Origin of the sequence: Dysgonomonas sp. 521, from assembly GCF_010501055.1 — a bacterium.
GTDB lineage: Bacteria > Bacteroidota > Bacteroidia > Bacteroidales > Dysgonomonadaceae > Dysgonomonas.
Window position 1 is genome coordinate 1339 of record NZ_QVMO01000167.1, and the last position, 4162, is coordinate 5500.

Consider the following 4162-nt stretch of genomic DNA (forward strand, 5'->3'; position numbering starts at 1 on the left):
CTACACAGGCAACCAGCTGACCAAAGCCGAAGATGCCGTAGCCAACTTCGCCTATGCCGAGTCGGCCGACTTTAAGAACTACAGCAATGTAGCCACAGAGTATACTTACAACAAGAATGGGGCTATGGCAAAAGATTTAAACAAGGGAATAACGGCCATTCAATATAATTCATTAAATTTACCTCGGATGATGGATATCAAGAGTCCCGTTGCAGAGGCAAGGAACGAATATACCTATAGTGCTGGTGGCCAGAAGCTGAAAGTGGTGCAAAAGTGGAATCCGAATTTCTCTACAGCTCCGGTTATCGGTTCGGCCATCAATACAGCAGCGTTGACCATGACCAAGACCACCGATTATGTAGGCAACAAAGTGTATGAAAACAATGCGCTAAAACGTATACTGGTTGACGGTGGTTATATCGAAGGCACTACCTACCACTTCTATATGAATGACCATCTGGGTAATAACCGTGTGGTGGCTAATGCCAGCGGTACAGCTATTCAAAAGAACCATTATTATCCATTTGGCACTGCCTTCGCCGAAACTTCAAAAACCGAGCAGGGTAAGCAGCCGTATAAGTATAATGGGAAGGAGCTGGATGCGATGCACGGGGCGAATTTGTATGATTACTCGGCAAGGTATTATGAGAGTGGTATAGGTAGGTTTACGAGTGTGGATCCATTGGCGGAGAAGTATCCACATATATCGCCATATGTCTATGTAGAAAATAACCCTTTAAAATATATTGATCCAACAGGAAGAGAAAAGTTGAATGGTTTATATGGTAAAAACCCGAAAGATCCGGCTTTGGTTGAAAATAGAAAATCATCTGATAATGATATGATACATATCTATGCACATGGATATGGAGCAGATCGTATGACATTTATAGATTTTTTCGGTAAAGAAACTCGTATTTCGAATAATATAGAACTGATGCGTTTTTTAAATGACTACAGTAATGTTTGGAAAACAAGAAAGCTTGGACAACAAATAATTATTGTCCTTCATGCTTGTAATTCAGGAAATGAGACGATTGGAGTCGCCAGTTTAGCTGATTTACTATCTATGGATATGCCAGATTATGTAACAATTGTTGCACCTTCTAGCACCTTATATATAGAATATACGGGCGAATCTATTCTCAATAAAGGTCAATGGAACGTTTATAACCAAGGTAATAAAGTTACTTCATTCGGAGGAGCTCAAGGTAATAACCCTGATTTACTTCCATATCAACGTAATTCTTCGGATTCATCTTCATCGGGTGCTAAGGATAATAATAATCAATCTCAAACTGAGAATCCTTCTATTCCATCTTGGTGGACGAACAAAAGACGAGAATTTTATGGAAAATATGGTTTCTAATTAAAAAATATTATTATGACAAAGTTTTTATATCTAATATTAATTATTTCTTTCTTCAATAATAACAGCTTTTATTCTACTTCTAGAAAGGATAGGCCATTAGACAAAGTTTTAATGATAAAAAAAACAGAATTAGATAGTTTGAAGAAATATTATGAGTGTAAAAGTAATCATTTAAAAAGTGAGATATTGGATACTCTGAATATAACTTCTATTCCTTTGTTAAATGGATTAAATTACGATGATCCATCAAGTTTGTTATCAGATATTTTAAAAAGTGGAGATTCCGATAATTTTAAAATTATTATGGAAAGGGAAATATTATATCAAGAAGATTTTAATTTTGGACCTTATGCCTTGTATATGGCTGAAAAATATAATTCAGCAAGCGGTTATTTTTACGTATGGGAATCATATTTTCAAAAAAACAAACAGAAAAAATTAATTCCTAGAGAACAATGGTTATTTATGAATAATCTTAATGATGATGAAAGAGCTTTGGCTATATACTCATTGATTATATCAGCTCAAATGAGATACCCTTTAGCTATTTTTTATCTTTCCGATTATTTTAGACAAGGAATATATGTAAGTAAGGATGTTAATTATGCAGATCTGCTATATAATGCAGTGAATTAATAGTTCGTACATTTTATGATCTATTGTTACAAATAATCCTGTCACTGTCATCATTGGCAGGATTATTTATCTATTGTATGAGTAATAAGTTCGAAGTTGAAAGCGAAGAAGTAACAGATCAAAATTATGGAAAAGGTGTTACTTGCGTTACTTTTTAACAATATATAGTTAAAATCAGAGAGGCACACAGATACAAAAGAACCATTACTATCCGTTTGGTACTACTTTCGCTTCGACAAGTGTTGCAGAACAGGGCAAGCAGCCATATAAATATAATGGGAAGGAGTTTGATATGATGCACGGATTGAATTTGTATGATTATGGCGCAAGGCAGTATGAGAGTGGTATAGGTAGGTTTACGAGTGTGGATCCACATGCTGAAAATTATTATAGTTGGAGTCCGTATGCGTATGTGATGAATAACCCGTTGAAATATATTGACCCTACAGGGATGTGGACCGTTGTATCCTCAGGACATACAACAACCACTGATCCCAAAGAAATAGAAATGGCTTTGAATACATTAAAAGCTAGATCTAATAGTAAAGGAGAAGGTACAGATGATAATTTAGAAGAGAAAGAAATAATAAATGGGTTAGGCCCTAATTCCGGTACAACAAAAAAAGATTATGAATTAATTGAAACAAGGAAAAAATTGGGATACGATAATGATATGATACATATATATGCTCATGCTTCAGAAATGGGATTTACATATATCGGAAAAGATGGGAATAGTATAAGAGTGAGATCCCAAGGTGACCTTATAAAATTCTTAAAACAAAAAAGTCTCATTTGGCAAACCAGAAAGTCCAATGAAAGAATATATGTTATTATACATGGATGTGGGATTGGGAATGGTAATTCAATTAACCAATCTTGGTTGCAATTGATATCAGAAGGATTGGAAAAAGTAACAATAGGCGGACCTACTAAAAATATGAAGATAGGTATATATGATGAAGAAATATTAGAAAAAGGAGAATGGGTATTTTATGAAAATGGAGAATTTATCCATGCAAAACCTGGAATTGGTTCCAATAATCCAGTATGGATAAAACATGAAAGGAAAAAGAAATAATACCGATTAAATTTATTAATAATATGAAAAAGTCGTTAATTTTCATTTTAATACCTAGTTGCATGCTACTTATAGTGTCTTGTTCTAAGTATAAAAAAACTAAAAAAGATAATAATAATTATATACATAAAATTATTCCATATAATTCACAGTCTGAGGATTCTATTTCATATGAACTTTGGTATGCAACAGCCTTTTTATTGCCAGAAAGTGAAATACCTCAAGTTCCACAGATAAACGAAATGGAACAGATTTTAAGTGAGAAACTACAATCATTTAAAGATTCATTACTTTATTCTGTTAAAAATGGTAAAATACCCCTAATACAAGATAATAAAGGTCGCAATATATCTCCATTGATAAAAGATTATATAAAAAGTGGGGATGTAAATTCTTATTGTAAATTAAGCGCATATTCACCGCCTACTGTATCTTTCTATATGGCTGAAATATATAATTTTACTCCGGCATATACTAATACTTTTTATGGTTTATTAAAATATAGTAAAAGAATAAATCCTGATGAAAACTTTAATGAATATCTACTCAAGTTTTTAAGAAAGGAAGATCAGGATTTAGCTATTTATTCTTTAATAAAATCATATAAAAAAGGAAATATTGATGAAGCTAAAATACTGGCGTATTATTTCAGAGAAGGATTGTATTTTAATAAAGATATTGATGTGGCAAATGTTTTAGACTCTATTTATGAGAACAAGCTGCCATTAATCGAGTCTGAATAAGTTGTAATAAGCTTAGAACTATTTTGCCTCCGCTCCCGTATGATTGCATCGTGTGGCATTAGGATAAATGAATAGTAATAGGCAACAAATAATCCTGCCATTGTCATCATTGGCAGGATTATTTATCTATTATATATGCTCACTAGTGTCCGGTTATAAATCAAACAGTTTCAACTGTTTATCGTCACCAGGACTTATTGATTTGTAATTATTTTTTGTAAACAGTTCATCTATATGCATAATCCGGAGCATCCCCACCCAGTAATCCGGTTCTAAATCCATTAGAAATCGGTTCTAAAAATCTGCCATTCCGGCAGATATCCACCCAAA

4 protein-coding genes are annotated in these 4162 nt (G+C 33.2%); all 4 read left to right on the forward strand.

The annotated features are described in order from the left end of the window. Positions 1-1369, forward strand: a 1369-nt coding sequence (locus D0T84_RS21500; RefSeq protein ID WP_163309981.1) for an RHS repeat domain-containing protein, incomplete at its 5' end; no start/stop codon positions are given. A gap of 15 nt (positions 1370-1384) precedes the next feature. Then, a complete protein-coding gene (locus D0T84_RS21505) occupies positions 1385-2008 on the forward strand; it encodes a hypothetical protein (RefSeq protein ID WP_163309982.1) in 624 nt (207 codons plus the stop codon). Positions 2009-2198: 190 nt separating this feature from the next. Continuing rightward, positions 2199-3089, forward strand: a complete 891-nt coding sequence (locus D0T84_RS23390) for an RHS repeat-associated core domain-containing protein (protein ID WP_163309984.1) — start codon at positions 2199-2201, stop codon at positions 3087-3089. Positions 3090-3112: 23 nt separating this feature from the next. After that, positions 3113-3832 (forward strand): hypothetical protein, encoded by a 720-nt coding sequence (locus D0T84_RS21515; RefSeq protein WP_163309983.1) that lies wholly within the window; start codon positions 3113-3115, stop codon positions 3830-3832. The last annotated feature ends 330 nt before the right edge of the window (positions 3833-4162 follow it).

Excerpts from the sequence above, each read along its gene's own strand:
- D0T84_RS21505 (WP_163309982.1), top strand. The coding sequence starts at position 1,385 with ATGACAAAGTTTTTATATCTAATATTAATTATTTCTTTCTTCAATAAT.
- D0T84_RS21515 (WP_163309983.1), top strand. The coding sequence starts at position 3,113 with ATGAAAAAGTCGTTAATTTTCATTTTAATACCTAGTTGCATGCTACTT.